General features: G+C 52.3%; 21 protein-coding genes and 1 tRNA gene. 10 read left to right on the top strand and 12 right to left on the bottom strand.

Features of this window, described 5'->3' with window-relative positions:
- The first annotated feature begins 125 nt into the window (after window positions 1-125).
- Window positions 126-2,306, top strand: coding sequence for an EAL domain-containing protein (locus tag KOSB73_RS22210; RefSeq protein ID WP_098141004.1), 2,181 nt, complete (start codon window positions 126-128; stop codon window positions 2,304-2,306).
- Window positions 2,307-2,336: 30 nt separating this feature from the next.
- Here KOSB73_RS22210 and KOSB73_RS22205 read toward each other — a convergent pair whose 3' ends face one another.
- A complete protein-coding gene (locus KOSB73_RS22205) occupies window positions 2,337-3,539 on the bottom strand; it encodes a NupC/NupG family nucleoside CNT transporter (protein WP_004104312.1) in 1,203 nt (400 codons plus the stop codon).
- Between the two features lie 348 nt (window positions 3,540-3,887).
- Here KOSB73_RS22205 and KOSB73_RS22200 point away from each other — a divergent pair, with 348 nt between their 5' ends.
- Window positions 3,888-5,123 carry an Nramp family divalent metal transporter gene (locus KOSB73_RS22200; RefSeq protein ID WP_004870823.1) on the top strand — a complete coding sequence of 412 codons (1,236 nt, stop codon included), beginning with the start codon at window positions 3,888-3,890 and terminating at the stop codon, window positions 5,121-5,123.
- A 48-nt stretch (window positions 5,124-5,171) separates the two neighbouring features.
- Here KOSB73_RS22200 and KOSB73_RS22195 read toward each other — a convergent pair whose 3' ends face one another.
- Together KOSB73_RS22195 and mgrA are read right to left on the bottom strand one after the other, a co-directional pair.
- Complete coding sequence (locus tag KOSB73_RS22195) at window positions 5,172-5,531, bottom strand: DUF2502 domain-containing protein (protein ID WP_004870824.1); 360 nt, start codon at window positions 5,529-5,531, stop codon at window positions 5,172-5,174.
- A gap of 130 nt (window positions 5,532-5,661) precedes the next feature.
- Entirely contained in the window at window positions 5,662-6,654 is a 993-nt protein-coding gene (gene mgrA / locus KOSB73_RS22190; RefSeq protein WP_024359299.1) for an L-glyceraldehyde 3-phosphate reductase, read from the bottom strand.
- 176 nt (window positions 6,655-6,830) lie between these two features.
- Here mgrA and KOSB73_RS22185 point away from each other — a divergent pair, with 176 nt between their 5' ends.
- Complete coding sequence (locus tag KOSB73_RS22185) at window positions 6,831-8,492, top strand: alpha-keto acid decarboxylase family protein (RefSeq protein ID WP_098066574.1); 1,662 nt, start codon at window positions 6,831-6,833, stop codon at window positions 8,490-8,492.
- Here KOSB73_RS22185 and KOSB73_RS22180 read toward each other — a convergent pair.
- Window positions 8,489-9,724, bottom strand: a complete 1,236-nt coding sequence (locus tag KOSB73_RS22180; RefSeq protein ID WP_004870829.1) for an ion channel protein — start codon at window positions 9,722-9,724, stop codon at window positions 8,489-8,491. The genes KOSB73_RS22185 and KOSB73_RS22180 overlap by 4 nt on opposite strands.
- 254 nt (window positions 9,725-9,978) lie before the next feature.
- On the opposite strand from KOSB73_RS22180, the gene glk reads away from it, so the two are divergent.
- Window positions 9,979-10,944: a glucokinase gene (gene glk / locus KOSB73_RS22175; protein WP_004870830.1), complete on the top strand. Its 966-nt coding sequence runs from the start codon at window positions 9,979-9,981 to the stop codon at window positions 10,942-10,944.
- A 45-nt stretch (window positions 10,945-10,989) separates the two neighbouring features.
- On the opposite strand, the gene KOSB73_RS22170 is transcribed toward glk, so the two are convergent.
- Entirely contained in the window at window positions 10,990-11,733 is a 744-nt protein-coding gene (locus KOSB73_RS22170; RefSeq protein ID WP_004870833.1) for a LytR/AlgR family response regulator transcription factor, read from the bottom strand.
- 11 nt (window positions 11,734-11,744) lie between these two features.
- Complete coding sequence (locus KOSB73_RS22165) at window positions 11,745-13,424, bottom strand: sensor histidine kinase (RefSeq protein ID WP_162685387.1); 1,680 nt, start codon at window positions 13,422-13,424, stop codon at window positions 11,745-11,747.
- A gap of 397 nt (window positions 13,425-13,821) precedes the next feature.
- Between KOSB73_RS22165 and alaC the strand changes: the two genes are divergently transcribed.
- The gene (gene alaC, locus KOSB73_RS22160) at window positions 13,822-15,060 is read left to right on the top strand and encodes an alanine transaminase (RefSeq protein WP_004123291.1); all 1,239 of its coding nucleotides are present in this window, start codon (window positions 13,822-13,824) and stop codon (window positions 15,058-15,060) included.
- A 41-nt stretch (window positions 15,061-15,101) separates the two neighbouring features.
- Here the strand turns inward: alaC and ypdK are convergent, their stop codons facing one another.
- From ypdK to KOSB73_RS22140, 4 genes are all read right to left on the bottom strand, one after another.
- On the bottom strand, window positions 15,102-15,173 hold the full coding sequence (gene ypdK / locus KOSB73_RS22155; protein WP_077777854.1) for a membrane protein YpdK: 72 nt from the start codon (window positions 15,171-15,173) through the stop codon (window positions 15,102-15,104).
- 1,013 nt (window positions 15,174-16,186) lie between these two features.
- Window positions 16,187-16,960 carry a hypothetical protein gene (locus tag KOSB73_RS22150; protein WP_004870838.1) on the bottom strand — a complete coding sequence of 258 codons (774 nt, stop codon included), beginning with the start codon at window positions 16,958-16,960 and terminating at the stop codon, window positions 16,187-16,189.
- A gap of 485 nt (window positions 16,961-17,445) precedes the next feature.
- Window positions 17,446-17,517: transfer RNA gene (locus KOSB73_RS22145), tRNA-Arg, on the bottom strand.
- Between the two features lie 73 nt (window positions 17,518-17,590).
- Window positions 17,591-18,487, bottom strand: coding sequence for a formate/nitrite transporter family protein (locus KOSB73_RS22140; protein WP_004870839.1), 897 nt, complete (start codon window positions 18,485-18,487; stop codon window positions 17,591-17,593).
- Window positions 18,488-18,744: 257 nt separating this feature from the next.
- On the opposite strand from KOSB73_RS22140, the gene mlaA reads away from it, so the two are divergent.
- The gene (mlaA, locus tag KOSB73_RS22135) at window positions 18,745-19,506 is read left to right on the top strand and encodes a phospholipid-binding lipoprotein MlaA (protein WP_004870841.1); all 762 of its coding nucleotides are present in this window, start codon (window positions 18,745-18,747) and stop codon (window positions 19,504-19,506) included.
- 62 nt (window positions 19,507-19,568) lie between these two features.
- Here the strand turns inward: mlaA and fadL are convergent, their stop codons facing one another.
- On the bottom strand, window positions 19,569-20,933 hold the full coding sequence (gene fadL, locus KOSB73_RS22130) for a long-chain fatty acid transporter FadL (protein WP_049249965.1): 1,365 nt from the start codon (window positions 20,931-20,933) through the stop codon (window positions 19,569-19,571).
- 372 nt (window positions 20,934-21,305) lie between these two features.
- Here fadL and KOSB73_RS22125 point away from each other — a divergent pair, with 372 nt between their 5' ends.
- The 4 genes from KOSB73_RS22125 (at window position 21,306) to sixA (ending at window position 25,900) form a co-directional block, all read left to right on the top strand.
- On the top strand, window positions 21,306-21,590 hold the full coding sequence (locus KOSB73_RS22125; RefSeq protein WP_004870845.1) for a YfcZ/YiiS family protein: 285 nt from the start codon (window positions 21,306-21,308) through the stop codon (window positions 21,588-21,590).
- 160 nt (window positions 21,591-21,750) lie between these two features.
- The gene (gene fadI / locus KOSB73_RS22120) at window positions 21,751-23,061 is read left to right on the top strand and encodes an acetyl-CoA C-acyltransferase FadI (RefSeq protein WP_004123265.1); all 1,311 of its coding nucleotides are present in this window, start codon (window positions 21,751-21,753) and stop codon (window positions 23,059-23,061) included.
- Window positions 23,061-25,205: a fatty acid oxidation complex subunit alpha FadJ gene (fadJ, locus tag KOSB73_RS22115; RefSeq protein ID WP_024359295.1), complete on the top strand. Its 2,145-nt coding sequence runs from the start codon at window positions 23,061-23,063 to the stop codon at window positions 25,203-25,205. Before fadI ends, fadJ begins: the two co-directional genes overlap by 1 nt.
- A gap of 209 nt (window positions 25,206-25,414) precedes the next feature.
- On the top strand, window positions 25,415-25,900 hold the full coding sequence (sixA, locus tag KOSB73_RS22110; RefSeq protein WP_004870849.1) for a phosphohistidine phosphatase SixA: 486 nt from the start codon (window positions 25,415-25,417) through the stop codon (window positions 25,898-25,900).
- A 20-nt stretch (window positions 25,901-25,920) separates the two neighbouring features.
- On the opposite strand, the gene smrB is transcribed toward sixA, so the two are convergent.
- Window positions 25,921-26,472 carry an endonuclease SmrB gene (gene smrB, locus KOSB73_RS22105; protein WP_004870851.1) on the bottom strand — a complete coding sequence of 184 codons (552 nt, stop codon included), beginning with the start codon at window positions 26,470-26,472 and terminating at the stop codon, window positions 25,921-25,923.
- Window positions 26,473-26,606: the final 134 nt, after the last annotated feature.

Below are 26,606 nucleotides of genomic sequence, written 5' to 3'. Positions count from 1 at the left end.
AGCAAACCTCTGCGTTAAGTAATTTCAGATTTTTTCACTATTTAAAATCTTGCCTGCCTTTATTAAGCAACATAATATCTGTTGCCTAAATATATTTATTGCAGCCGGAGTTTTAATTAACAATAATGATTGATCATCTTAACATTAAGATCAAAAAAACTCTGCTGGCTTTCCTGGTCTGCCTTATCGCAATTCCGCTGTCCCGATTTATTTCGCCGCAAACCATTATTGACGGAAATCAAATTTATTTGGCATGGTTACCGCTGAGCTTAATGTATTCGGTGCTTTTTATTTTTGGCCGCTACGCCGTTGCGCCATTGATAATCGCGTTTGCGATCACCAACGCCTGGATAATCGATCTGACGCTAGCCCAGGCGCTGATCCTGCTATTCTGCCAGCTCTTTTCGGTTTTCGTCTCCTGCGCTATTGTCCGCTTTCAGCTTGGAAGGCGCTGGCGCGCCGCGCTGACGGCAAAACATATGGGCGCGAGGATTTTTTGGGGAGGCTTTTTCGCTCCCCTCCTGTTGAAGGTCACTATGTACCTGGCGGGGCGTTTTTTTTCGTTTCCGCTGGCGATCTCCAGCTATTTCGGCAATATGTCAGTTATTTACACCATTATCGATATACAAAGCCTGATTAGCGCCGCATTAATTTTTACGACATTCTTTTATTATCCGTTGCGGATGATTATCAGTCCGCATTATGCGCGAGCATTCTGGCGCAATCTTTGTCACGCGTGGCGGACGCGCGAGCAGCGGGTATTTACGTTGTATTGGTTTGTGGCCCTGGCGACAATATTACTGGTGCTGTGTACGCCTTATGATTCTGTTTTTATTGCCGGTTATTTAGTCCCGCTTATTTTCATTTTATACTTCATTGGTATTAGCCGCCTGGGACATACGCTGATTCGCATTTCATGGTCCGTTTCCGCCTTTTTACTCGTGGCGTATAACCAGAATTTTTTACATGGGGTACAAACTGAATATTCACTATCATTTGTTCTTTCAGTACTAATTTGTTTCACTATCTGCCTGTTTTATATGGCGGATATCTATGCTCACAGTGAAAGAATGAAGCTCAGGTGGCGAGATCAGGCGGAAGAAGATCCGCTAACCGGTTTACCGAATCTACGCGCGCTGGAGAGCCACCTGCAGCGAAACCCTGCTGTTGCCATCAGCAGCCTGCGTATTCAGAATCTGGATTTTCTGAGTCGTCATTACGGCATGATGATGAGAGTAGAGAGCAAAAGGCAGATTGCCCGCAAACTACAGCCGCTATTGGCTCAGGGAGAGCGCATATATCAGCTCCCCGGCAGCGAGCTGTTGCTGGTGCTCAATGGCCCGGAGCCAGAGGCGCGTTTAAATCATATTGTTTCCACGCTTAACCATAAAAAGTTTAGCTGGAACAACCAGGCGTTGGATCTGGAATTTGGCGCATCATGGGGCGGCTACGGCGGTAAAGAATCCGAGCTTCATCCGATGCTCGGTCAGCTTAGCTGGTTATCGGAGCAGGCCGGGGCGGGGCGGCGCGTATTAGCGCTGGACGCGGCGCAAGAGCAGATATCCGATCAAACAAGCGAACAGGTACGGCTGCTGGCGAAAATTAAACAGGCGCTTAGCGAGCGTGGAGTGGTGCTGTACGCCCAGCCTATCCGGAATGCCTGCGGAGAAGGGTACTATGAGATACTTAGCCGTATGCGCTGCGGTAATACCATCATTACGCCCGATAGGTTTATTCCACTGATTGCGCAATTTAACCTGAGCCAGCGTTTTGATATGCAGGTACTGGAAACGCTGTTTAGTTCGCTCAAAAACCACCACGGTCGGCATTTCTCCGTTAACCTGCTGCCCTATACGCTGATGCAAAAGGATAGCGCGGCGCAAATCATCGCTCTGTTTAAACGCCATAACCTGTCGGCAGAGGCGATAACGATTGAGGTTACCGAGGAGCAGGCATTTTCCGATGTTGAGACCAGCATGCATAACATCCAGCTGCTGCGAGATTTCGGCTGCGGCATCGCGATTGATGACTTTGGTACCGGCTACGCTAACTACGAGCGCCTGAAAAGCCTGCAGGCCGATATCCTGAAAATTGACGGCTGCTTCGTGCGTGATATCGAGACCGATCCGCTGGATGCCATTATGGTCAAATCTATTATTGAAATGGCCAAGGTTAAGAAAATGAAGGTGGTGGCGGAATATGTTGAAACGCCTGAGCAGCGGGAAAAGCTTCTTGAGTTAGGCGTTGATTATTTGCAGGGGTATCTGATCGGTAAGCCGCTGCCGTTGAGCGAACTGCGGACATGAAAAAGCCGGGACTTGCCCGGCTTTCGCTAATTACAGTACCAGCGCGGCGATAGACGCAGAGAGCACGCTCACCAGCGTAGAACCGTACACCAGCTTCAGGCCGAAGCGGGAAACCACGTTACCTTGCTCTTCATTCAATCCTTTAATTGCCCCGGCGATAATACCGATAGAGGAGAAGTTAGCGAAGGAGACCAGGAAGATAGAGATGATGCCTTCCGCACGCGGAGAGAGCGTGGCGGCAACTTTCTGCAGATCCATCATGGCGACGAATTCATTAGAAACCAGTTTGGTGGCCATAATACTCCCTACCTGCAGCGCTTCACCCGCCGGTACGCCCATAACCCAGGCTACCGGATAGAAGATATAGCCGAGGATCCCCTGGAAGGAGATGCTATAGCCGAACCAGCCGGTGACGGTGGCGAACAGGGCGTTCAGCGCGGAAATCAGCGCGATGAAGCCAATCAGCATGGCGGCAACGATAATCGCCACTTTAAAGCCCGCCAGGATGTATTCACCCAGCATCTCGAAGAAGCTTTGGCCTTCATGCAGGTTGGACATCTGCAGGTTTTCTTCGCTTTCGTCGACGCGGTACGGGTTAATCAGCGACAGAACGATAAAGGTGCTGAACATGTTCAGTACCAGCGCCGCGACCACATATTTCGGCTGCAGCATGGTCATGTACGCGCCCACGATAGACATGGAGACGGTAGACATCGCGGTCGCCGCCATGGTGTACATGCGGTTGCGGGACATCTTGCCAAGAATATCTTTATAAGCGATAAAGTTTTCGGACTGGCCCAGAATCAGGGAGCTGACAGCGTTAAAGGATTCCAGCTTGCCCATGCCGTTGATTTTGGACAGTACGGTACCGATAGCGCGAATGACGATAGGCAGAATGCGAATATGCTGCAAAATACCGATCAGCGCGGAAATAAAGACGATCGGGCACAAAACTTTCAGGAAGAAGAACGCCAGACCTTTGTCGTTCATGTTGCCGAAGACGAAATTTGTCCCTTCATTAGCGAAACCGAGGAGTTTTTCAAACATCTCGGAGAAGCCCTTCACAAAACCCAGGCCAATGTCAGAGTTCAGGAAGAACCAGGCCAACAGCACTTCAATGACCAGCAGCTGAATGACATAACGAATACGAATCTGCTTACGGTTGTGGCTGACCAACAGGGCCAGAATGGCCACCACTACGATCGCGAGAATAAAGTGCAGGACGCGGTCCATATTTGCTCCAAATATGAGGCAGGTTAAATTTCTGTGCACATTCTATGTAACAAGCGCAAAGAAAACGAGAGCTAGCACACACTATTGTAAGGATATGTGACTAATGGCAAAAATAGTGATCAACCATGCATTTTTGTTATGTTACGTAAAGGTTTTAAAAGTTGCTCTCTTGTACTATTCTGGTGATTAATTAAAAGCGTTTATCAGTTCCCCCGGTTTTTCAGTTGCCGACCCGCTATCGTTCCCTCCTATCATAGCAATCATTATCACCATTCCAAATGAACTTGATAATCATTCGCATTTTGATAGCATGAAACATAGCAAAGGCTATATTTCCAGAGGCAGAAAATGACAAACAGTCGCGTTGAGAATAGCAGCGGTCGCGCAGCGCGCAAGATTAAGCTCGCCCTGATGGGGCCGGCGTTCATTGCTGCCATCGGCTATATCGATCCGGGTAACTTCGCCACCAACATCCAGGCCGGTGCCAGCTTTGGCTACCAGCTGCTGTGGGTGGTGGTATGGGCTAACCTGATGGCGATGCTGATTCAGGTGATGTCGGCGAAGCTGGGCATCGCCACCGGAAAAAATCTGGCGGAGCAAATTCGCGACCATTATCCGCGTCCTGTGGTGTGGTTTTACTGGGTGCAGGCCGAAATTATCGCGATGGCGACCGATCTTGCCGAGTTTATTGGCGCGGCTATCGGATTTAAGCTGGTTCTCGGCGTGTCATTGCTGCAGGGCGCGGTGCTGACGGGGATTGCGACGTTTCTGATTCTGATGCTCCAGCGTCGCGGTCAAAAGCCGCTGGAAAAAGTGATTGGCGGGCTACTGCTGTTCGTCGCGGCGGCGTATGTCGTAGAGCTTATCTTCTCTCAGCCCGCGCTGGCGCCGTTAGCGAAAGGGATGCTCGTTCCATCTCTGCCGACCAGCGAGGCGGTGTTTCTTGCCGCCGGGGTGCTGGGAGCGACCATTATGCCGCATGTCATCTATTTACACTCGTCGCTCACTCAGCACCTGCATGGAGGCACGCGCAAAGATCGCTATAACGCCACGCGCTGGGATGTGGCGATTGCCATGACCATTGCTGGTTTTGTCAACCTGGCAATGATGGCGACCGCCGCCGCGGCCTTCCATTTCAACGGCCACACCGGAGTTGCCGACCTCGATCAGGCCTATCTGACGCTTGAACCCTTGCTGAGCCACGCGGCAGCCACCATCTTTGGCCTGAGTCTGATTGCGGCGGGTTTATCTTCTACGGTTGTTGGGACCCTGGCGGGGCAGGTGGTGATGCAGGGCTTTATCCGCTTTCATATCCCGCTGTGGTTTCGTCGGGCGATCACCATGCTGCCGTCGTTTATCGTGATTTTAATGGGCCTGGATCCCACGCGTATTCTGGTGATGAGCCAGGTATTGCTGAGTTTCGGTATTGCCCTCGCGCTGGTGCCGCTGCTGATATTCACCAGCGACTCGCGCCTGATGGGCGATCTGGTCAATTCCCGGTGGGTAAAACTGCTGGGGTGGGCGATTGTCGCAGTCGTTGTGGCGCTTAACGGCTGGCTGATTGTTGGGACGATATTTAGTTAAACGCGACAACGAGAAAGGGAGCCGGATGGCTCCCTTTTACAATAAATATTAATGATGACCGTGGCCGTGGCCGTGGCCATGTCCGCGACCGCCTGGTCCACGACCCCAACCGCCGCGTCGGTCATCACGATCATTCCAGCCTTCACGATAGCCGCGCTCGTAGGCTTTACGTTTATCCCAGCCGCGATGCCAGCCGTTATCGTGACGACGCCAGCGGTTATCGCGCCATTCATAGTGTCTACGCCAATAATCACGGTCGCGCCAGCCGCCACCGTCCCAGTAGTTACCATAATTGTCGCGATCGCCAATTTGTAATTTTATTGATGGCAACAGGGTGATTTCACCAGCATTAGCGACCAATGGCGCTGAAGCCAGAAGCACTGCAGCCAAAATCAGTGACCTGAACATACTCTTCTCCTTCACGATCGGGGCCGTTGTCGGCCTGTTAACCTGATATTACGGGGCGGTAAAGCCCCGTCGTATCGGAGGAACTCCTAAATCGCCAGTGAGAGCACTTTTTGCTAAAGTAACAATGAATTTACACCGCAAGGATCGCGTCGATGGTTGCCCGCTCTTCGGCGCTGAAATGGCGGTTTTCCAGCATGCCAACCGCATCGTCGAGCTGCGAGGTTTTACTGGCGCCAATCAGTACCGAAGTGACTTTCTCATCGCGCAGCACCCAGGCCAGCGCCATCTGCGAAAGCTTCTGTCCGCGGGATTCGGCCAGCGCGTCCAGCTGGCGAACTTTTTCCAGTTTGCTTTCGGTAAGCTGATCCGGTTGCAGGAACCGGCTACCGCTGGCGGCGCGGGAGTCAGCCGGAATGCCGTGCAGGTAACGGTTGGTTAACTGGCCGCCCGCCAGCGGTGAAAACGCTATACTTCCCACCCCCGAGGTGTGCAGGAAATCCAGTAATCCCTCTTCGACCCAGCGTTCAAACATCGAATATTTTGGCTGATGAATCAGGCACGGCGTGCCGAGATCGTTAAGGATGTTGACGGCTTGCCGGGCCTGTTCGAGCGGATAATTAGACAAGCCGACGTACAGCGCCTTGCCCTGGCGGACGATGTGGTCCAGCGCGCGCATGGTTTCCAGCAGCGGCGTTTCGGGGTCAGGGCGGTGGTGGTAGAAAATGTCGATATAGTCCAGGCCCATTCGTTTAAGGCTTTGATCGAGGCTGGCGATCAGGTACTTGCGCGATCCCCAGTCGCCATAGGGGCCGTCCCACATGGTGTAACCGGCTTTGCTGGAGATGATCAGCTCATCGCGATAGGGCAAAAAATCCTCTTTCAGAATACGGCCAAAATTGCTCTCCGCCGATCCCGGCGGTGGCCCGTAGTTATTGGCTAAATCGAAATGGGTTATGCCGAGATCGAATGCGTGACGCAGAAGCTGACGGCTGGTTTCCACCCGCGTTTCATCGCCAAAATTATGCCAAAGCCCCAGAGAAACTGCCGGTAGCTTTAGTCCGCTATGACCGCAGCGGCGGTATTCCATCGTTTGATATCGCGTGGCGTTTGCCTGGTAAACCATACTTCCTCCGCAGATAAAACAGGGTTGTGTATACGTTTACACTAAAGAATCTTTGGCGCCGAGTATACTCCCTGAACGCGTAAATTTTACTTGCCACCGCATTTGTTGGGTGCAATGTGGACAGCGCAACTGCTTATTCAATACTCAACTTATCTGCATGAGAGGAGAGTGGGGATATGCAACCGACTTACACCATTGGCGATTATCTGCTGGATCGTCTCGTAGACTGCGGTATAGACCGCTTGTTTGGCGTACCTGGTGATTACAATTTACAGTTTCTCGACAGCGTTATTGCGCATCGGAATTTAGGGTGGGTGGGTTGTGCAAATGAGCTAAACGCGGCCTATGCCGCTGATGGCTATGCGCGTATCAAGGGCGCAGGCGCGCTGTTGACCACCTATGGCGTCGGCGAGCTGAGCGCGCTGAACGGCATCGCCGGGAGCTACGCTGAACATGTACCGGTCCTGCATATCGTCGGTGCTCCCTGTACCGGCGCCCAGCAGCGCGGCGAGCTGCTGCACCATACGCTTGGCGATGGCGATTTCAGCCATTTTTCGCGTATGAGTGAACAAATTACCTGCTCTCAGGCGGTGCTGGCGGCGGGAAATGCCTGCCATGAAATAGACCGGGTTCTGAGCGAAATGCTCACCCATCATCGTCCTGGTTATCTGATGCTGCCGGCCGATGTGGCGAAGGCAAAGACCACGCCGCCTGCTCATCGTTTGCTTATTCAGGGGCTGCCCGCCGATGAGAACCAGCTGGCGGGTTTCCGCGAGCACGCCGGACGGATGCTAAGAAGCAGCCGTCGCGTATCGCTGCTGGCCGATTTTCTCGCCCAGCGCTATGGGTTACAAAACGCTCTTCGAGAGTGGGTGGCGAAGGTACCCGTTGCTTACGCCACGATGCTCATGGGCAAAGGTCTTTTTGATGAGCAACAGAGCGGTTTTGTCGGGACGTATAGCGGGATAGCCAGTGCGGAGGAGACTCGCGATGCTATCGAAAACGCGGATACCATTATTTGTATCGGTACGCGTTTTACCGACACTATTACCGCCGGTTTTACCCAGCACCTTCCACTGGAAAAAACGATAGAAATACAGCCCTTTGCCGTTCGGGTTGCCGATCGCTGGTTCAGCCGGATTCCCATGGAAAAGGCGCTCGCCATTTTAATCGAGCTCTCTGCCAGCCTGGCGGCAGAATGGGTTTCGCCGAATATTCAGGCGCCCGGCGTGAGTGGCGCGCCAGAGGGGAGCCTGACGCAGAAAAACTTCTGGAATACGGTGCAGAAACAGCTCCGTCCTGGAGATATTATCCTTGCCGATCAGGGTACCGCCGCTTTTGGCGCCGCTGCGCTTAAGCTTCCGGTCGACGCGACGCTGATCGTCCAGCCGTTATGGGGATCGATAGGCTTTACCCTTCCTGCGGCCTACGGGGCGCAAATCGCGGCAGCGGAGAGAAGGGTGGTGCTGATTGTTGGCGATGGCGCTGCGCAGTTAACTATTCAGGAGCTGGGATCGATGCTCAGAGATAAGCAGCGTCCGCTGATTTTGTTGCTCAACAACGAAGGCTATACGGTCGAGCGCGCGATTCACGGTCCCGAGCAACGCTACAACGATATTGCGCTCTGGGACTGGAATCGTCTGCCTGACGCTTTCGCTCCGGACGTCCCCTCCCGCTGCTGGCGAGTGACGCGCACGCAGGAACTACAGGAAGCGATGAATAGCAGCGTCGCCTCAGACAGGCTGACGCTGGTGGAGGTGATACTGCCAAAAATGGATATCCCCGATTTTCTGCGTACGGTCACTCAGGCACTGGAAGAGAGAAACAGCCGCGTTTAATCGTTGGGGCGTTTGGCGATCATCAGCGGTTTCCCGGCAAGTAATAGCCAGGCGGGAAGCATAACGATGCACAGCAGCGGAAGTAACGTGGAGTCTGGCACCACGACCGCTGCCATAAACAGGCTCAACCAGCCATCGCGCGTCACCACCAGCGTCAGTCCGAGGATCGCGCAGGAAACGGTGATAGCGGCCGGGACGGCATCCACGTGCGCGTGAAGCATCAGTCCGAGCGCGACGCCGACGAACACCGCCGGGAAAATCCGCCCGCCGCGAAAGCCGCAGGCGGCAGCCAGCACCAGCGCCGCCATCTTCACCAAAGCAATAAGCATGAAATCGCTGGCGGTCAATGTCTGGCTAAAGGCTAATTGCTGCATTTCTTCGAGGCCTTTGAACAGGGTAATATGTCCACCGATGACGCCCAGGATCCCCAATAAAAATCCGCCAATACCGAGGGTTAAGATCGGATTTTTCAGCCGTTGCATCAGCGCGTGTAAACGCGGTAAGCACCAAACGCCAACCATGCCGACGGCAATAGCAATAAGCGTAACGATAGCCCCGCTAAAGATATCGACAAGCTGCCACTGATTGTACTGCGCGATAGGTAACGAAAAATTGGGGTGGAAAAATAGCCCGGTGGTCAAAGAGCCCGCCGCCGCGGCAAGCAATGGTGCGAAGAGCCGGTCCCAGAGCGGGACATCGTTACTGCTGTTCAGCGTTTGCGAAAAGATCAGCGCCGCAGCAACAGGCGTACCGAATAGCGCTCCGATGGTGCCGGAAGAGGCGAGGATCGTCCAGTCGAGCGCGCTGACGCGGGGGAAAATGCGTGAACCAAGGGCCACCGTCAGAGCGATATTAATTACCATAATAGGATGTTCCGGCCCCAGGCTAACGCCGCCTGCCAGGCCAATTATCAGCGCCGCGAGCAGGCCGGGCAGCGCGCTGGGGCTCACCGGGGCGCCAATGAGCGACTCGGTGGCCGGATCGGGTCCGGCGTGCCCTGGGCTAAAACGTACGACCAGACCTACGGCAATGCCGGTGCAGGTGAGAATAGCGATCGTCCAGAAAGGGCCGCTGGCGTTCATGCCCAGAGCTCCTGGCAGGTTACTCCAGAGAATCTTCTGCAACATGGCTGCCGTTTTCATCGCCACAATCAATACCAGGCTGGCAGCAATACCGATCACGATTGCGGGTATCGATAATAACAGCATCGTTCTGGCGCGCGGGTGCAGCATGAAAATATCCTTCTGAAAATTTCGAAGCACTACTTTGCCCGTACGCGTTTAGGACGTTGGCGCAAATGGTGCTGAAACGATAAAGTAACGAGGTAGCCTGACGATCGTGCCGCACAATATTTTCATAAATTACAGCCTAACTGTGACATAGGTCGCTAAACAAAGGGCACTTATACGTTGGTCGTTGTTGTTAGGTCGTCATGAATTTAGAGTGTGCCAAAGAATCATTTTGACTTTAGCGGAGCCGTAACGGAATGACAAAATTTGCTTTAGTAGGGGACGTTGGCGGAACGAATGCCCGTCTGGCGTTATGCGATCTTACAAGCGGGGAAATATCCCGTGCCAAGACCTATTCCGGGCTCGATTATCCCAGTCTTGAAGCCGTTGTTCAGGTCTATCTGGAAGAGCATAACGTCCAGGTAGAAGACGGCTGTATTGCCATCGCCTGTCCGATTACCGGCGACTGGGTGGCGATGACCAACCACACCTGGGCATTTTCTATCGCTGAGATGAAAAAGAACCTGGGTTTCTCGCATCTGGAAATCATTAACGATTTTACTGCGGTGTCGATGGCAATCCCCATGCTGAAAGCTGAACATCTGATTCAGTTTGGCGGCGCGAAGCCGGTGGAAGGTAAGCCGATTGCCGTCTATGGCGCAGGTACCGGGCTGGGCGTTGCTCATCTGGTACATGTTGATAAACGCTGGGTGAGTCTGCCGGGCGAGGGCGGCCATGTGGATTTCGCGCCCAATAGCGAAGAAGAAGGCATTATTCTGGAAGAGCTGCGTACCGAGCTGGGGCACGTCTCCGCCGAACGCGTATTATCTGGGCCCGGGTTGGTCAATCTTTATCATGCGATCGTTAAGTCTGATGGGCGTCTGCCGGAAAACCTGCAGCCTAAAGATGTCACCGAACGCGCGCTGGCCGATACCTGCATCGATTGTCGTCGCGCCCTGTCGCTGTTTTGCGTCATTATGGGGCGATTTGGCGGTAACCTGGCGCTGACGCTCGGTACCTTTGGCGGCGTGTATATTGCTGGCGGCATTGTGCCGCGTTTCCTCGAATTCTTTAAAGCGTCCGGTTTTCGCGGCGGATTTGAAGATAAAGGCCGGTTTAAAGCCTTCGTCCAGGATATTCCGGTGTATCTGATCGTTCACGACAATCCGGGACTGCTGGGCTCCGGCGCGCACCTGCGTCAGACGCTCGGGCAGGTTCTGTAAGCGCCGAATCTTACCCGAATAAAACGTTTATTTGGGTAAGAAATCCTACAGATGCATGAGCTGGCGAAACTCTTTCACCTTGCTGCGGCTCACCGGAACCTGAAACTCAAGGTCACGAAGCCGCAGAATATAGGTGTTGTTGAACCAGGGTTCGATTTCGCGAATTTTGTTCAGATTGACGCAGTACGAGCGGTGACAGCGAAAAAAGTGTGCGGGCGGCAGCTTGTTGCAGAATTCTGTGATATTCATCGGCATCACGAACGATTCCTTCCGGGTATAAACAAACGTCATCTTTTCATGTGCTTCCGCGTAGTAAATATCGTGGATGCTGGTGACGATAATCCGCTCATCTTTAATCAGATTAATCGTGTCGTTTTCCCGGGTCGGATTGGGCGCTGCTCCGGTAGCTGTGCTAGCCTGCTGCTGTTGCAGCCAGGCGCCGGTCAGCTTTTGCAGCATGTTGATAATGCGCGATTCCTGGTAGGGTTTAAGGATGTAATCGAACGCCTCCAGCTCAAAGGCTTCCACCGCATGCTCTTTCCACGCGGTAATAAAAACGATAAAGGGCTTATGCGCGAACTGGCTGATGTTTTGCGCCAGCAGTACGCCATCCAGCGACGGGATGTTGATATCGAGAAAAATAGCGTCGACTTTGTTGTGCTGTAAAAACTTCAGCACATCGAGTCCGTCGTCAAAGGTACCGACAATCTCCATTTCGCTATGGGTATTAATCAACCAGGTGAGCTCTTGCTGCGCGAGGAACTCATCTTCCACAATGATGACTTTCATTTTATCTCCGCTCATGACAGCAGCGACTCCGTAGCCACCTGAGGCGCGTATTGGGTTGGCACATAGAAAGCGATTTCGGTCCCCGGCGTCAGGCGTCGGATATGCAGGCCTTCTCCGTACAGTAGCTTGACCCGGTGATGAACGTTGAGTAAACCGATTTTATTTCCCGGCATTTCGTCAGCTTCTACCCTTGCTACCACCGCGGGGTCGATACCGTTCCCCGTATCGCGAACGCTAATCCGTACTCGATTCCCGCACTCATTAATGCCGATGGTCACCACGCCTTTTCCTTTGCAGGGCTGAATTCCGTGGACGATAGCATTCTCCACCAGCGGCTGAATAAGCAGGCTGGGGATCATAAAACTGACTTCATCATCAATATCATAAATCACCGTCAGCTTATCGCCGAAGCGAGCCTGTTCAATCGCAATATAATCCTTGATTTGATACAGCTCCCTTTTGATATCTATTTGTTCATCATCTTTTAATTCAATGTTGTAGCGTAAATAGCGCGACAAATTAAAAATTAGCTGACGCGCGGTGTCTGGATTCATGCGAATCGACGACGAAATGGCGTTCAGGGCATTAAATAAGAAATGGGGATTAATTTTACTCTGCAGCGCGCGCAGTTCGGCTTTATTGGCCATTTCTCGGAGCTGTTCAGCGCGGGAGACCTCCAGCTGCGTGGAGATGATTTGCGACAGGCCAATCGCCATTTCCTGCAATGAAGAGGTGATGCGGTGCGCGTGGCAGTAATAGATTTTTAGCGTACCGGTGACGACGCCTTTTTCCCACAGCGGAATGACCAGCATGGAGTGTATTTCCGGCGTCCGATGAGCTTCATCATTGTTTTTGATAATGATTTTTCCATAGCGGATCGCCTGCTGCGTCGTCGGGCTGATAACGTCGTCGTTATCGCGGTAGTTGATTTCCCCGACACCGACGTAGGCCATCACCTGCTGGGTATTGGTAATGGCGACAGCATCGGCATTGATATCGCGGCGGATAATATCGCATACCTGACGCAGGGACTCGCTATTGACGTGGCGAAACAGCGGTAGCGTTTTGTTGGCGATGTCGAGCGCCAGTTTTGCCTGGCGGGCGGCGCTGGCTTCCTTTTCTCCCTCAACGCTCTGCACCAGCAAAACGATAAAGCCGATACATACGCTGCCGAGGATCATCGGAATACCGATTTTTGACACGATATCGATCCCCAACGCCAACGAAGGCGCCCATACGACCACGAGGATCATGGTTAACGTCTCACATAGCATCCCGGCGAGGATCCCCGCTTTCCAGCGCTGCGCTTTCGGTACTTTACGACTGATAAAACCGGAGAGCAGACCGGCGACGATGCTGGTAATAAAACAGGGGACGGCGGTGACGCCATCGATATCGATCAGGTAGCGATGTATCCCGGCGATCGCGCCGACAATCGCCCCAACCCAGGGACCGAATAGGATCCCGCCGGACATGACTGCGATAATACGCACGTTGACCAGCGATCCTTCGACCGGTACGCCTGACCAGGTACTGAACAGGGCAAAGAGAGAGAAGATCGCGGTAACGGCCAGCAGCTCTTTTGGCGTATGCGCGGATTTATGCAGAAGTTCACGAAACAGGCGCAGGCGAATGAGGAAAAAGAGACAAATCAGCATTAATGCCGCACGGTCAAAAACCGCCAGCAGCATAGTAAATATTTCGTGCATGTGTGCGCCGTGTTAATCGCGAGAAAGCAATATGATAGAAAACCTCGCGGCAGAAGGCCAGCTGAAGGGATGAATAGGGAAAAGTATTACAAATAAAAGGGGATTAATGATAAAGGCCTGAGATTCAACAGCGTCTACCGATGAGAAATGATTCAAGTAAAATTATAGATATCAATATGTTAATTTTAATGAGTTAAGCGAGGTGGGTAAAGAACATTGCTGCCCTATTTTGCTGAATTGATGCCCGTTTTTAACGCCAGAATTTTTTTTTGCCTTTCCCCTCGACAGCGGGAATTTTTTCGGGTTATTTTCTAAACGTGCTGCACATGCAGCAGCGTCGCTCGGACGGTCCGGGCGCTAACGTTAATCCGAGGAATCTATGGCTGAATTCAGTCCTGAACGCCGTTTTACGCGTATCGATCGTCTCCCCCCGTACGTTTTTAATATCACCGCTGAACTGAAAATGGCTGCGCGACGCCGCGGCGAAGATATTATTGATTTCAGCATGGGTAACCCCGATGGCGCGACCCCGCCGCATATCGTCGAGAAGCTATGCACCGTTGCCCAGCGTCCCGATACGCACGGCTATTCCACCTCTCGCGGAATTCCGCGCCTGCGCCGGGCGATTTCACGTTGGTATCAAGAGCGTTATAACGTTGAGATCGATCCGGAATCAGAAGCGATAGTGACCATTGGTTCAAAAGAGGGCCTGGCGCATCTGATGCTGGCGACGCTTGACCATGGCGACACCGTACTGGTGCCCAATCCCAGCTATCCTATTCACATTTACGGTGCGGTGATCGCCGGAGCCCAGGTGCGCTCGGTACCTCTGGTTGAAGGCGTAGATTTCTTTAACGAGCTTGAGCGCGCCATTCGTGAGAGTTACCCGAAGCCGAAAATGATGATCCTCGGTTTCCCTTCCAACCCGACCGCGCAGTGCGTCGAACTGGAGTTCTTTGAGAAGGTCGTGGCGCTGGCGAAGCGTTATGACGTACTGGTTGTGCACGATCTGGCCTACGCCGATATTGTTTATGATGGCTGGAAAGCGCCCTCTATTATGCAGGTTCCCGGTGCGCGAGATGTCGCCGTCGAATTCTTTACGCTATCGAAAAGCTACAATATGGCGGGCTGGCGTATCGGCTTTATGGTTGGCAACAAAACGTTGGTTAATGCGCTGGCGCGTATTAAAAGCTACCACGACTACGGCACCTTCACCCCTCTACAGGTTGCAGCCATTGCGGCGCTTGAAGGCGATCAGCAGTGCGTTCGCGACATTGCCGAGCAGTATAAGCGCCGTCGCGATGTGCTGGTGAAAGGGCTGCATGAGGCCGGATGGATGGTGGAATGTCCGAAGGCGTCAATGTATGTATGGGCGAAGATCCCTGAACAGTATGCGGCGATGGGCTCGCTGGAGTTCGCTAAAAAGCTGCTGCAGGATGCTAAAGTCTGCGTTTCGCCGGGTATCGGCTTCGGGGATTATGGCGATACCCACGTACGCTTCGCTTTAATTGAGAATCGCGATCGTATCCGCCAGGCGGTGCGCGGTATTAAATCCATGTTCCGTGCAGACGGACTGCTGCCCGCATCGACGAAGCTAACCAGCGAAAGCAACGAATAAAAAAAGGAGCCGAGAGGCTCCTTTTTTTAACACCGTTACAGCTAGATCATCAGGGCGAAAGTCCCGGCCCAAACGATGACCATAAAAGAAATGCCCATTAAAAAATATTTCACGACTCATCACTCCGCGATCTCGGCGAGACGCCTTAAATGAATTTGACCTTCGTTGTTTGTTCAACTATCGCTCACAAAAAATTCACTTTTTCCGATGGCGATAGCTGTAAATTCTGAGCTCAAACTGCTCCAGATGGCGCTAATGTACGCCTAAAAAATGAGGGAAACAAGAGCCATTTTTTTATTAATTTTTAGTTACTTACGAGTGTCGTGATTCGACGACACATTAATTTCATTCGGTATTAAATTTTATTCTGGCGACGGCCATCAACGATGATTTTCGTATTGATATAGTTGTTTGATTTTGGGCTTTTTTCTGCCTGAAAGCGGGGGAGGGATAGCGGGCGGATTCAGGAAGTTAATCATTTCGAAAGGCGCTATTCGTACGAAGAGCGTGCGAGGGTGAAAAGTAATGCTAAGACACAAGCGCGAAATAAAACCGTAGAGCCGATAAGCGATTAGGCCAGTGCCTTTAAGCCTGGCCAGGATAGGTAACTGAAGCGCTCCGTTAGTTTGGCCGCTGCCCTCTGTACCAGCAGGATGCCGCTGACCAATACCCCTTCGCTTCGTCTGCGGAGTATGACGATGAAACAGGCAATGCTTGCTTCTTCCCGCAATAAGCGTACGCCAACTGAAGATTTGACGGCTTCTGAGCGACTGGAAAGATCCGTCTGGTTGATACAACGTTCAGGGAGTCGGAGGCCATGCTGGTATGCACGAATTTGCCGCTATCGCCAGGCAAAGCGCTATGCTAGTTGATACGAGATAATTTAACTGAAGTAGCTAAAGATCATAGTAAAACAGGGGAGTGAAGTATAAAGCCAGCGAGCAGATGAAAAGATACTCCTGTCCGCATTTTTAGCTATAAATTACCTTATCTTCGGCAGCAGAGCACGGACTATTCTAATTGACATTTTTGTAATATCAGAGGGCGGCTATGGATCATTTATTGTATTTTTCAGCGCCGCGTTAACACTATCTATCTCATTTTTACTCTTTTCGCAAACCTCATATTACACATCAAGATTCTCATTAACGTAGAGGGATTTCTTATCGAGCTCTGGGTTTAATTTCATGAATTCATCAATGAAGTCAGTAAGGGTTTTATTTTGTAAAGTGAATTGAGGTTCATTAATGATCTTTTTATTTAAAATAATCGTGGGCTCCCTGGCGAGCTCAAGGGGGCGACTGCTTATGGTATGCTCATAAATCTTCTCTACATCCTTGCTGATAATGTAAATTTTATTGATCGATATTGGCAGATTACTACTATTATCTGGAGAAAAATGGCAAAAAAGAGTGTTGTTAGCAGGATTTATTGCACTAACCTCTTTTGCTAAATGGTTGTGTTCGGGGCATTCTAGCAGTTCTCCAAGATTTTTTGAGGTAACATACCAAAGCCCAGAAACAATCGCTTTAAGCTGGATTTGTATTGCATGGTTACCTTGCTGCGTCTCTATAGCCGAAACGCTATCTTTCAGCTCTAAAACTCGATCTACCCTGGAATAATACGACCATGTCGCTTCGTTTTTTTTTAAAGTATCGCTTTGATTCACACTATAAAGAGAGCGTTTGTTTATGCTTTCTTTATTCTGAGTCAGAGCAATATTTAACGTTCCTGTGATGCTAGTTAATTTTACGCACAGGTTTATTGCACCGATATCATGCCAGTGGAGTAAATCTTCAATCTCACAATCTAGCAGCTTTTGCGCGCGGGAAATGGAACAATATTCTAACGGCGGGATATTGTTTTGTTTCCATATATTTCTTTCGGTTTTACTAATCATAATTACTTTCTTCTTACGAGATGGTTACTTTTGTGTTGTTGATGTTAATTTGGCAGTGAAAATATCTTATACGGTATTTGTTAGTAATGCTTTGATGAATTAGCACGATTCATATGATTTTTAGCTTGAATTCACATTAATTCGAAGTCCTATAATTTGATATGAGCTATATACTTATTATAATTCATATTATATATTTTTATTATGAATGATTTGTTTGTTATTTATTTGTTGAGGGCATTTAAATCTCATCAATAGCGCGTTCCTTGCTGGAACAACTCAATATTAGATGTTTATTTCCACTAACCGCTCTTACGGCCTGTGGCATGATAATATTCATCTGCCCTGAAGCATCAGGTCTGCAAGAATTTGTAGATCGGTTTCTTAAATCACCACCGGCCAGGCTTTGCTGGTGCGCTGAAAGCGAAAAATGAAGGGCGTTACCTGAAGGGCGTTAACTGTTGGTCTGGAAAAACTGATGAGAATGTCCCCTGCAGGAATCGAACCTGCAACTAGCCCTTAGGAGGGGCTCGTTATATCCATTTAACTAAGGGGACGACGCGCCGCATTATAGCGTTATTTTCGGCGCGCGTTAAGCTTGTGCGGGCCAACTGCTTAATCTATAGCCACTTAGCGTTTATTTCTCTCTTCAGCGGCACGCGCTTTCTTCTCATGGCTCATGTCATTGCGGATCTGCGCATGGCTTAATAAAGCGAAAATAAAGGTCCCGCCGCATATGTTGCCGGCAAGCGTTGGCAGAGCGAAAGGCCAGATAAATTCCTGCCACGGCAGCGCTCCGTTGAACACCAGATAGAAAATTTCGACACTGCCAACCACGATATGAGTGGTGTCTGCCAGGGCGATAAGCCACGTCATCAGGATGATGACGATAATCTTTGCGGAACCCGCGGCAGGAAACATCCATACCATGGTCGCGACCAGCCATCCGGAGATAATCGCATTGGCAAACATCTCCAGCGGCGGATTTTGCATCACCTTCAGGCTAATTTTGAGAAAAGCCTCGCGAGTGGGCTCATCAAAAACAGGCATGACATCGAACGCCCATGCTGCGATAGCGGTTCCGATTAAGTTACCCGCCAGTACGACTCCCCATAGACGCAACAGCAGGCCGATATTGCCGAGCGTGGGCTTATGCATAATCGGCAGGACGGCGGTCACGGTGTTCTCGGTAAACAGTTGTTGGCGAGCGAGGATGACGATTACAAAACCAAAGGTGTAGCCGAGATTTTCCAGCAAAAAACCACCGGGAAGTTCGCTAAGATGGACATGGAAGATACCTTTGGCGACCAGCGAAGCCCCCATTGAAAGTCCGGCGGCAATCGCTGACCATAGTAGCGCCATAGCATCGCGCTCAAGCTCTTTCTCACCTTCCTGGCGAATCACTTCATGGGTAGCCATTGCCTGTGAAGGCAGCCGTTCTTCATCAACCTCAATTTCTTCACCATTCTGTTTTTCATCACTTTCTACCTCAACATCTTCACTATCATGGTGAGTTTGCGGTTTCATCACTTTTCCTCAACGATGGGTCTTTATTATAATCGTAGAGCGGTTTCGGCTGTTCGGGTCGGATAAGCTCCTAAATTCTTCACAATGACAAGATTAGCAATACGGAAATTGCAAAATGTGTATAGAATCGGGACATCAACAATGATGCTAAAAAAGGCTATGCTGAAAGCAGGCACATGCTTACGGGCGATATCTTAATGGAGGCAGCTGTCCCCCGATAACCCCCAGCGATAGCTAAAATTAACAGGGAGACACCTATGAATTTTCGCCTGTCGGCGCTTGCGCTTGGCGCCACATTGCTGGTGGGATGCGCCAGTTCTAGTTCTGGCGATCAACCGCAGGGGCGTTCAGATCCGCTTGAAGGCTTTAACCGTACCATGTTCAACTTCAACTTTAATGTTGTCGATCCCTATGTCCTTCGCCCGGTCGCGGTGGCGTGGCGTGATTATGTTCCGCAGCCTGCGCGTAATGGTCTGAGTAATTTTACCAGCAACCTTGAAGAGCCGGCGGTAATGGTGAACTCCTTCCTGAAAGGCGATCCCTATAAAGGAATGGTGCACTTTACGCGTTTCTTCCTGAACACCATCCTTGGGATGGGGGGCCTGGTTGATGTGGCCGGGATGGCGAATCCGAAACTGCAGCGCGTTGAGCCTGCGCGCTTCGGTAGCACGCTGGGTCACTATGGCGTCGGTTATGGTCCATATGTGCAATTGCCTTTCTACGGCAGCTTCACCCTGCGTGATGAGGGGGGGGATATGGCGGATGACTTGTATCCGGTTCTTTCCTGGCTGACATGGCCGATGTCTATCGGTAAATGGATGGTTGAGGGCGTTGAAACGCGCGCGCAGCTGCTGGATTCAGACGGCTTGCTTCGTCAGTCCTCCGATCCGTATATCTTAATGCGTGAAGCCTACTTCCAGCGTCACGACTTTATCGCCAACGGCGGTAAACTTTCTCCGAATGAGAACCCCAACGCCCAGGCGATTGAGGGCGATCTTAAAGATATCGATTCACAGTAACCGACGGGTTGAAAGTAAAAAGGGTGAACATGATGTTCACCCTTTTTTGTTGCTGCTGAGGATCAGAAACGGTAGTTGAAGTTCGCGCCGTAGAGCCAGGCTTTACCTTCTGATTTAAAGGTATATGGCCCTTCTGTAAATTCAACGTGCTGACCGTGCATATAGGACACACCGACGTCGACTGAGGCATCTTTATTAAAGGCGTAAGTCGTACCGGCGCTGAGCCACAGGCGATCCTGGTCCGGAATAGAGATAGAGCGATTGGAAGCCGGTACCGGGCTATCATCAAAGGCGATACCGGTACGGAAGGTCCAGTTATCGTCATGATAATAGGTGGTACCCAGCGCGATACGGTAGGAATCTTTAAAACCTTCGTCTTTATAGAACAGTGTTTCGCCACCGCTGGTTTTGGTTGCTTTCAGCTCCTGGAACTGGCTCCAACTGGTGTAAGCCAGACTGTAGTGAACGGCCCATTTTGGCGCCACGCGGTTATACCCTGAAATTTCCCACATTTCTGGCAGATTCAACGTCAGAGAACCGCCAATCGTGGAGCCGCCGGTGCCGTACGGCAGGCCCAGGCCCAGAGCAGAGTTGATGGGGTTGAGGGAAGACGGCAGGCTGCTCTTATAATCCCCATCAAAATCAACTTTAATTTCAGAGCGATAGGTCAAACCGTAGCGGTTGTTTTTATCGACTTCATATAAAATACCGGCATTCCAGCCGAAGCCCCATTCATCCCCCTTCAGACGAGCAATTTGGGTGTCGCGGCTGATACCGCCGGCCTGTTGACCAATTGCCGCCGCCTGAGCCGGGGAGAGTTTGCCTGCTTTCACCATTCCCGGTAGCTGAGCGCCGATGATATCCGGTAAATCGCCCGCATAGCGCTCTAATTTCGCCCGCGCGTAGACGGCGTCAAAGCCCAAACCAAAACTCCAGTGGTCGTTGAGGCGATATGCGCCGCTCAGGTTCAGGTTGAGCGTTTCGAGATCGGTCGTACCGCCCATCGAGCCTGCGGCAAAATCGTTGTTGAACTCGGTGGCTAAACCATAGTTCGACGTGAGGGAGGCCCCCCAACCGAACTGGTCGTTAATCGGCGCCACGAAGTGCAGATTCGGCACCCATGCGGTTGGCGCGATATTGTCCTGGCTGGCATCATTACCGATAACTGAACTGCCGGTGACGTTGACATCAGGATCGACGAAAATGGCGCCGCCCGAGAAGGTTGGACGGTCGAACATCATAATTAACGCCGGGTTACGGCTGGCGTTGCCCGCATCATCAGCAATAGCGCCTTCACCTGAATAGGCGCGACCAAGGCCCGATGAAGAGAATTCGTTAAGCTGAAAGCCTGCTGACCAGGCCTGGGTTGAAACCATTGCTACAGCCACTGCAAGGGCAGATTGGGTAAGGCGGGTTTTCTGGCTCATGCCCATAACCTCATAGAGTTATTTTTTATTTAAACAATGTTACATGCTGTAACAGGAGCGCGAAGTGTAGGGTCTGCTTTACAACAGAGAAATCAGACCAGTGCGCTGAGTATAGGTCTGACCAGATGATATGTTGCAAGTTTGTTTATAAGTTTTTTCAATTGTGATCTAAGAAACGCGATCCAGTTGGCAATTTTGCTGGGGCAGCTGATACCCAAAGTGGGCGGTTTTTGTTTTGGATCATTTTTAAGTGTGATTTCGGTCACTTATCCCGTTTGTCGCCATTAACGACTGGAGGCTGGCATGCCCTGGGCGTAAAATAAGCACATTGTTTGTCTGGCACTTTGAGTGCATATACAGAGGAAATCTACGATGAGTAAATGCAGTGCTGATGAAACCCCGGTTTGCTGCTGTATGGATGTTGGCACCATTATGGACAACACCGATTGCACCGCATCCTATAGCCGCGTGTTTGCGAACCGTGCCGAGGCAGAAGAAACGCTCGCCGCATTAAGCGAAAGAGCGCGTAACGTTGAATCTGAGCCGTGCAAAATCACCCCGACCTTTACAGACGTAGAGGGTGGCGTGAAGCTGGATATCGATTTCGTGTTCAGCTGTGAAGCTGAAACCCTGATTTTCCAGCTCGGCCTGCGCTAATCCTTTCCCCGGACGCCCCTCATGGCAGGGGCGTTACCTTTTCTAATCAATGTGTTTTGGCTCCCACTTTTTCGCTTCCCCGATTGGCTTAATGTAAAATATTAGTTAAAACTGTTATCAGGTCAGACCACTTTGTTTTATCGGTTAACAGGGGAGCGTTATGAGTCAGGCATTACCGCTAGTCACCCGCCAGGGCGATCGTATCGCGATAGTCAGCGGTTTACGTACTCCGTTTGCCCGACAGGCGACGGCTTTCCACGGCGTGCCGGCCGTTGATTTAGGTAAACTGGTGGTCGGCGAAATGCTGGCTCGCAGTACTATCCCCGCGGACATAATAGAACAGCTGGTATTTGGTCAGGTGGTGCAGATGCCGGAAGCGCCGAATATTGCCCGGGAAATTGTACTGGGGACCGGTATGAGCGTGCATACTGATGCCTACAGCGTCAGCCGCGCCTGCGCGACCAGCTTTCAGGCGGTGGCCAACGTCGCGGAAAGCCTGATGGCAGGCACTATTCGCGCGGGTATCGCCGGCGGGGCCGACTCCTCTTCCGTATTACCCATTGGTGTCAGCAAAAAACTTGCCCGAACGCTGGTGGATGCCAATAAAGCCCGTACGCTGGGGCAGCGCCTTAAGCTATTTTCCCGTCTGCGTTTTCGCGACCTTTTGCCCGTACCGCCAGCCGTTGCCGAATACTCAACCGGCCTGCGAATGGGGGATACCGCCGAACAAATGGCGAAAACCTGGGGTATCACCCGCGAACGGCAGGATGCGCTGGCGCTTCGTTCGCACCAGCTTGCCGCCAAAGCCTGGGAGGAAGGGAAGCTATCGGCAGAAGTGATGACGGCGTATACGCCGCCGTTCCGTGAGCCGCTGGAACAGGATAATAATATTCGTAAAAATTCAACCCTGGCGGATTACCAAAAGTTACGCCCGGCCTTCGATCGCCAACACGGGAGCGTGACCGCCGCTAACAGTACGCCGTTGACCGATGGGGCAGCGGCGGTGATTCTGATGACCGAGTCCCGGGCGAAAGAGCTGGGTCTTGTCCCGTTGGGCTATCTGCGAAGCTACGCTTTTACCGCGATTGATGTTCGCCAGGATATGCTGCTGGGCCCGGCCTGGTCGACGCCGCTGGCGCTGGAAAGAGCGGGGCTGACGCTGGCTGATTTGACCCTGATTGATATGCACGAAGCTTTTGCCGCGCAAACGCTGGCTAACCTGCACTGTATGGCCAGCGATCGCTTTGCCCGCGAAGTGCTTGGCCGCTCTCAGGCGATCGGGGAAGTGGACGAGAGTAAATTTAACGTGCTAGGCGGCTCGATTGCCTACGGTCATCCGTTTGCCGCCACCGGCGCGCGGATGATTACCCAAACGCTGCATGAGCTGCGCCGTCGCGGCGGAGGATTTGGGCTGGTCACCGCCTGTGCGGCGGGTGGATTGGGTTCAGCGATGGTTCTGGAGGCCGAATAATGGAAACCGTATCGGCATTTACGCTTGAGGTTCGCCCGGACAATATCGCCGTCATCACCATTGACGCGCCCGGCGAAAAAATGAATACCCTGAAAGCTGAGTTCGCCAGCGAGGTTCGGGGGATCATCCGTCAGATCCGTGACAATAAAGAACTGCGCGGCGCGGTGTTTATCTCGGCAAAACCGGATAATTTTATCGCCGGGGCGGATATCAATATGATTGCCCGCTGCCATTCCGCTCAGGAAGCCGAAGCGCTGGCCCGCCAGGGTCAGCAAATCATGGCCGAGATCCACGGGCTGTCGATTCCGGTGATTGCCGCTATCCACGGCGCATGTCTGGGCGGCGGGCTTGAGCTGGCGCTGGCCTGCCACGGGCGGGTATGTAGCGATGACGATAAAACCCGGCTTGGTCTGCCGGAGGTTCAGCTAGGGCTGCTGCCCGGCTCCGGAGGAACTCAGCGCCTACCGCGATTAATTGGCGTCAGCGGCGCGCTGGAGATGATCCTCACCGGTAAGCAGCTTCGCCCGCGTCAGGCCCTGAAGGCGGGGCTGGTCGATGAGGTGGTGGCGCAGACTATCCTTCTGCAAACCGCGGTTGAACTGGCGCTCAAAGGTCGCCCGGCAAGCCGCGCTGTTCCGGCGCGCGAACGTATTCTCGCAGGCCCGCTTGGCCGCAGCCTGCTGTTTCGTCTGGTAGCGAAAAAGACGCATCACAAAACCCAGGGAAACTACCCGGCAACTGAGCGCATTCTGCAGGTGATGGAAACCGGGCTGGCGCAGGGCTGCAGCAGCGGCTATGCAGAGGAGGCTCGCGCTTTTGGCGAACTGGCGATGACGCCGCAATCGCAGGCGCTACGGTCGATTTTTTTCGCCAGCACCGATCTGAAAAAAGATCGTGGCGCGGATGCTGAGCCCGTCGCGCTGCGCAGCGTGGGCATCCTTGGCGGAGGACTGATGGGGGGCGGTATCGCTTACGTCACCGCATGCAAAGGCGGATTACCGGTACGCATTAAGGACATTCAGCCGCGCGGGATAAATCACGCGCTGAAGTACAGCTGGGATCTGCTCGACAAACAGGTGCGTCGCCGCTATCTGCGCGCCAGTGAGCGCGATCGCCAGATAGGATTAATTTCCGGCTCGTTAGATTACCAGGGATTCGCACATCGCGATGTGGTGATCGAGGCGGTATTTGAAGATCTTGCGCTCAAGCAAAAAATGGTCAGCGAAGTTGAACAGCACTGTCGTCCGGAGACGATCTTTGCTTCTAATACATCGTCTTTACCGATCGGCGAGATCGCGGCGCAGGCAAGCAGGCCGCAGCGGGTCATCGGGCTTCACTTCTTTAGTCCGGTAGACAAAATGCCGCTGGTGGAGGTGATTCCCCATATCGGTACGGATCGGCAGACAATTGCGACAGCGGTTAAGCTGGCGAAACTGCAGGGGAAAACGCCGATTGTCGTCGCCGATAAAGCGGGCTTTTATGTTAACCGCATTCTGGCCCCCTACATAAATGAAGCCATGCGCCTGTTGATGGAAGGCGAGCCGGTAGAGCATATTGATAACGCTTTGGTTAAATTCGGTTTTCCGGTTGGCCCGATTCAGCTCCTTGATGAAGTGGGGATCGATACCGGTACCAAAATTATCCCGGTGCTGGAAGCTGCGTGGGGAGAACGTTTCAGCCCGCCTGCAAACATCATTAGCTCGATTCTGAATGACGATCGCAAAGGGAGAAAAAATAACCGGGGTTTCTATCTTTATGCGGCAAAAGGGCGTAAAAGCAAAAAACGGCCCGACCCGGCTATCTACTCTTTACTGGGTATTTCCTCTCCGCAGGCGCGCTTGTCAGAACAGCAGGTGGCGGAACGTTGCGTGATGATGATGCTTAACGAAGCGGCGCGCTGCTTCGATGAGCGAGTGGTTCGCAGCGCCCGCGATGGCGACATCGGCGCCGTGTTTGGCATTGGTTTTCCGCCATTTCTTGGCGGCCCGTTCCGCTATATGGATACCCTGGGAGCGGGGGAGGTCGCGGCGATACTGCAGCGCCTGGCCGCTCAGTACGGCCCGCGTTTTACACCATGTGACACTTTGTTACACATGGCCGAGCAGGGGGCGACCTTTTGGCCCGCTGAGGAACGTAGGACCTAAGTTATGGTCAAAGAAGGTAAATCCGGCAACGTACGGCGCTGCGCTTTGGCGATTTTGTAAGCAATAGTTGACTATACTTACGCCATTGAGGTAAAAAACAGCGTTTCATTCGTTGAATGGATCAGGCACAATGCCCGGCCACCGGGTCACCTGCGTATCGTCTACGTCGGTAAGACCGCGGTGCTTCTGGTTAACAAAAGCGGTGCAATATGCAAGTTTTTATCATGCGTCACGGCGACGCTGCCCTCGATGCAGCCAGTGACTCGGTTCGTCCATTAACCGTCTGCGGTTGCGATGAGTCTCGTCAGATGGCAACCTGGCTGAAAGGTCAAAAAGTGGATATTGAGCGGGTTCTTGTGAGTCCCTTCCTGCGTGCAGAACAGACGCTGGAAATTGTTGGGGAGTGCATGAATCTGCCAAAAGATGTCGACGTGATGCCGGAACTCACGCCGTGCGGCGATGTTGGCATGGTTAGCGCTTATCTGCAGGCGCTGGCGAATGAAGGTGTGGCGACGGCGCTGGTCGTGTCCCACCTCCCTCTGGTGGGGTACCTCGTCTCAGAGCTGTGCCCGGGGGAAACGCCCCCGATGTTCACCACTTCGGCGATTGCCTGCGTTACGCTTGATGCCAGCGGCAAAGGCGAATTCAACTGGCAAATGAGCCCCTGCAATTTGAAGATGGCGAAAGCTATCTGATCCCCTCCGGGGCTGACGTTTTACGGAAGCTCCGGCGGTTGCCACTCTTCAACTTCAATCAGTACCAGCAGTGCGGCGTCGCCGCCGTACTCTTTTGGTGCCTGATGAAACGCCATAATATGCGGGTGCTGAGCCAGCCACAGCGGCGTCTGCTGTTTGAGAATATGCTTCCCGTGCCCGTGCATCACGCAAGCGCAGAATACATGCTCGCGACGACAGGCGGCAATCAAGGCTCCCAGCTCCTGCTTGGCCTGCTGCTGGGTTAACCCGTGCAGGTCGAGAAACAGCTCCGGCGAATAATCACCCCGACGCAGCTTCTTCAGCTCAAAGTGGCTGACGTCCGAGCGCACGTACTTCACCGAGCCTTCAGTATTCAGCAGCGGCTGAAACTCATCGGAAAAGTAGTGGCTATTGTCAGCCTGTTCCTGAAGCAGCCGCTTGGGTGGGACCTCAGCGATTTTTTTGCGTAGCGGGCGATGAACGATAGTGTCCTGCTTAATCTGACGCGTGCCGGTCATCAGCTGCCGGAACAATGCCTGATCCTCCTCGCTTAGCGATGTTTTCTTTTTCATTACCTGATCTCATTTTTTCTTTGTCGGTAGTTTACCCGACTCGCCACGCATCCAGGCAAGGAAAACCTATTTTTCCCCTTCAGCCTGACCTAAGAATGCTGATTTATCCCCGTCTTCGTGGCAAACTAGCCGCC

The sequence above is a fragment of the Klebsiella grimontii genome (assembly GCF_900200035.1).
GTDB lineage: Bacteria > Pseudomonadota > Gammaproteobacteria > Enterobacterales > Enterobacteriaceae > Klebsiella > Klebsiella grimontii.
Note: the sequence above shows the minus strand (reverse complement) of the source record. Positions and strands in the feature narration are given on the sequence as shown.